Genomic DNA, 3872 nt, shown 5'->3' with positions numbered 1-3872 from the left:
CAGTTGGCGGCGCACTTCGGGGTTTCGGAGTCGGGGGTGTTGCAGGCCAAGCGGGGGGCGGGGCTTGCCAAGCCGATGCTTGATCATGGGCGGGCGTTGCCGTGGAAGTTGAACCGGGCTCATAACCAGTCGGGGGCGGCTACCAATCTGCGGAATCTCTCGGCGGTGGCTCAGGGGGGTGAGGTGCCGCAGGTGAAGATCAATACGGCGGTGCGGTGGGGGCGGAGGTTGGTGGAAGAGGGGTTGGACATTGGGTACGACGCGGAGACGGGGTTCTTTGAGACGCCGGTGGTGGGGGTGTCTCATGTGGAGGGTGTGCTGAACGAGGCGCTGGTCGTGCTGTCGCGCCGGGAGGCGGGAAGCGGCGAGACCTGAGCCGGGGTCAGCGGGAGCTGAGCCGGGGGTAGGCGGGAGCACCGGGGGACTCGCGGCGATGGCCGGGATGTTGGCGGGAGCTGGCCGAGGGGCGGCGAGAGCTGAGCCCGGGGGGCGGCGAGAGCTGAGCCCGGGGGGCGGCGAGAGCTGAGCCCGGGGGGCGGCGAGAGCTGAGCCGGGGGGCGAGACCTGAGGGCGCAGCCGCTTCGCTCCTTTGTGGTTCGCGTGTTTACGGCCTGCTTGGGCGAGGAGGGGGAAACTGCTACGTCCGTCCTGGCGGTAACTGGCTGCGGATGGGGATTGTGCGTTTGTTCTGTTTTGGAGGTGGGTTCTCGGGCAGTCGGGGCTTGGTTACGGAGCACGACTTGACCGGAGGCAGACATGACCATCACTTGGGTGGCCGTCGTTGTTGCCGCGGTGGTGGCGATCGTCGCGGTCGGATACTTCGCGGGGCAGCAGCAGCGTCGGCGGCGGCTGCAGGAGCGGTTCGGGCCGGAATATGAGCGGACGGTTCGGGAACGTGAGAGCCGTCGAGAAGCGGAGCAGGACCTGCGGGAGCGGGAGCAGCGGCACGCGCAGCTGAACATCACGGAGCTGGCGCCGGAGACGCGCTCCACGTACGCGAAGAAGTGGACCGAGGTGCAGGAGCGGTTCGTGGACGCGCCTGGGTTCGCGGTCACCGAGGCCGATCATCTGGTCACGTCCGTCATGGCGGACCGGGGGTATCCGACCGAGGGGTTCGAGCAGCAGGTGTCCGATCTGTCGGTCGCGCATGGAGCGACGCTGGACCACTACCGCACGGCGCATGAGATCAGCCGGCGTGCGGCGCGGCAGGAGGCCTCGACCGAGGAGCTGCGGCAGGCGATGGTGCACTACCGCGCGCTGTTCGAGGAGCTGCTGGGGGTCGAGACCGGGCATGTCAACGGCACCGGGCAGCCCGCGGGCGTGCGGAAGGACGACGTGGCCGTGGATTCCGAGGCCGCGGCGCGGCGGGAGGATCTCGATCGTGAGGCCGCCCTGCGGCACGAGCACGCCGAGACGGGGAGTGCCACCCGGGACGAAGGTGCCGCGCTGGACGAGGGTGCGGTGCGGCGGGACGACGTCCGGCCGGATGTCGCGGCCGAGCGGGCCAGGGAGCAGCGTGCGGCGACGTCCGAGGTGCGGGCGGGCGATGACCGGGCTTCTGGTCTCGACTCCGAGAGGGGCTGAACGGTGATGGAGCCTTACCGCCGTGATCCCTCGCATACGACGGACGGACGGGACGAGAACGACTCCGCGGTGGGTGGCTGGGAGGCCGCCGCCGGGGGCGAGGAGAGGGAAGGGAACGCTGGGGTGAAGGACAGAGAAGAGACGACAGGGCCTGTCGGGAGCGGTGACTTCGATCGGCTGGGGAACCGGGATTACGTGTCTGGTCCGGTCGATGACGAGGAGAAGGCCCGGGTGCGGGAGGAGAGCGACCGACTGGAGGACGAGGGTGGCGCGGTGAGCCGTGTGGACGACGAGACCGGCGAGAAGGAGCCTGTCGCCGGGGTGAGTGCGGATCGTCCTGGAGACGAGGGGCACCACGACGGAGACCTTCACGGGGACGCCGGGGTCGGCGACGGTGCTGGGCCTGTGGATGGGCCTGGGCCCGTGTACAACCCGGATCACGACGGGGATCTGCTGGTCGCCGGGCGGGACGAGGCTTCTGAGCCCGATCCCGAGCATGGCCCGGAAGAGGCCGACCGCTTTGAGCGGACGGCCGCGACGGGACAGCCCGCTGATCTGATCGTTTATCCGGAGAAGTCGGACCTGCCGGATCCTGATGATCTGTCGGCGCCGGCGGCGGAGATCCCGGAGACGGAGCCCGTTCTGGCTCCTGTCGGCGGGGACGCCCCGGACGTCGTTCCGCCTACGCCTGCCACGCCGTCCGCCGCGGAGACCGGGACCGACTTCCGGCAGCGGTGGCGGGAAGTGCAGGCGGGGTTCGTGGACGACCCGCGGGATGCCGTGCGGCAGGCCGACGAGCTGGTGGACGAGGCCGTCAGCGCGGTGGTCCGGCGCAAGCAGGAGCTGACCGACCGCTGGAAGGACGCCGACCAGGGGGACACCGAACGGCTCCGGGTCACGCTGCGGGAGTACCGGTCCCTGCTGGATGAGCTTGTGGTTCTGACCAACTACCCGGCCGGAGCGGATGACCGTTCGGCCCGACCCTTTGCGAGGTAAATATGCTGGCCATCGCGGCGGCGATCGTCTTCGGCATCGCCTTCCTGTTCACCCTCATCGGGACCAGTATCGGGATCTCCACCACGGCGCTGCTGGCGCTGGGGCTGTGCCTGCTCGCGCTGCATCAGGCCGGGATCGGGACGTCCTCGGTGGGCGGCGGGAACTGGCGTGGATACCGGCGCGCCCGGCGCTGACCTGATGTGAGGACTCCGTGCGGGCTCTTCCGGGCCTCGAGCCCGCACGGCGAGAGAGAGGGCGCCGTCGTCCCCCGCGACGGCGCCCTTTCCATTTGTCTGTCCGGGGGTGGCGCGTCGTGTGGGTCTGGGTTTGTCTGGCCCAGTTGGGGGGTTTCGGTGCGTTCGCGCTGCGGGCCATGGTCGTGCCCGGCCGACCACGGGGAAGAGATCGGCCGGGAAGGGGACGGATACCAGGCCGACCGGCTGGCGTATGGCGGCGCCGTGTTCGCTCTGCTGGTGCAGGCAGGCTTACGGGCACTCGCCTTTTGAGAAACGCTTACGTGCAGGTGATGGATAGCCCGTGAAAACGGGTGGGTCTAGTCGACGCGGTGTGAATCGCCAGCGGGGTGGGTCCGCTCCAGTTGGAGAAGGCTTTGCGGTCGTTGGCGGCCCGTTGACGTTAGTGGTCTTGGTTCTGACGACGCGTAGCGGGTTTCCCGCCGTACGGCGTTCTGCAGGCCCGGTGCCGGAATAGCCGTGCTGGGTATGGGCGGGATGCGGCGCAGAGCGGCACGCAGGGTAAACGGCTGGTATTTGGAGCGGTGGAGTCAAGCCGGCGGGAACGGGACGGGCCGGCAGGCTCGGGGGTGCGGGGGTGCCCCCCGCTCGAACACAGCCCTTGCGGCATCCGCGCGGAGCGCGTCCGTCGCAAGGACCATTTCCGCGGCGGCCAACATTCACGGGTTTCCCGCCGTACGGCGGCGCCGGATTCGCCGTACCGCGTCTCGCCGCGTCGGCGCCGGAATGTGAGGCATGGGCCTACGGCACGGGGGTGGGCGGGGGCCGACGCGGGGCGCGGGGCGCGGGAACGCGGGGCGCGGGAACGCGGGGCGCGGGAACGCGGGGCGCGGGAACGCGGGGCGCGGGAACGCGGGGCGCGGGAACGCGGGGCGCGGGAACGCGGGGCGCGGGAACGCGGGGCGCGGGAACGCGGGGCGCGGGAACGCGGGGCGCGGGAACGCGGGGCGCGGGAACGCGGGGCGCGGGAACGCGGGGCGCGGGAACGCGGGGCGCGGGAACGCGGGGCGCGGGAACGCGGGGCGCGGGAACGCGGGG

General features: G+C 71.0%; 5 protein-coding genes. All 5 read left to right on the top strand.

Going from position 1 to position 3872, the window contains the following annotated elements; genetic code table 11:
* Positions 1-375 (top strand): hypothetical protein (locus ACFP1K_RS40915; RefSeq protein ID WP_380763961.1); only part of this gene is annotated, 375 nt, incomplete at its 5' end.
* Positions 376-756: 381 nt separating this feature from the next.
* On the top strand, positions 757-1584 hold the full coding sequence (locus ACFP1K_RS40910) for a hypothetical protein (protein ID WP_380763959.1): 828 nt from the start codon (positions 757-759) through the stop codon (positions 1582-1584).
* A 3-nt stretch (positions 1585-1587) separates the two neighbouring features.
* Positions 1588-2580: a hypothetical protein gene (locus ACFP1K_RS40905; protein ID WP_380763957.1), complete on the top strand. Its 993-nt coding sequence runs from the start codon at positions 1588-1590 to the stop codon at positions 2578-2580.
* Positions 2581-2582: 2 nt separating this feature from the next.
* On the top strand, positions 2583-2774 hold the full coding sequence (locus ACFP1K_RS40900; RefSeq protein ID WP_380763955.1) for a hypothetical protein: 192 nt from the start codon (positions 2583-2585) through the stop codon (positions 2772-2774).
* Positions 2775-3569: 795 nt separating this feature from the next.
* On the top strand, positions 3570-3872 hold a 303-nt coding region (locus tag ACFP1K_RS40895), incomplete at its 3' end, for a hypothetical protein (protein WP_380763953.1).

The sequence above is a fragment of the Sphaerisporangium aureirubrum genome (assembly GCF_042658925.1).
GTDB classification, from domain to species: domain Bacteria; phylum Actinomycetota; class Actinomycetes; order Streptosporangiales; family Streptosporangiaceae; genus Sphaerisporangium; species Sphaerisporangium aureirubrum.
This window is presented reverse-complemented; position numbering and strand designations above follow the sequence as displayed.

Bases quoted from the DNA above. Each gene is read 5' to 3' on its own strand.
- ACFP1K_RS40910 (WP_380763959.1), top strand. From the start codon at position 757: ATGACCATCACTTGGGTGGCCGTCGTTGTTGCCGCGGTGGTGGCGATC.
- ACFP1K_RS40900 (WP_380763955.1), top strand. From the start codon at position 2,583: ATGCTGGCCATCGCGGCGGCGATCGTCTTCGGCATCGCCTTCCTGTTC.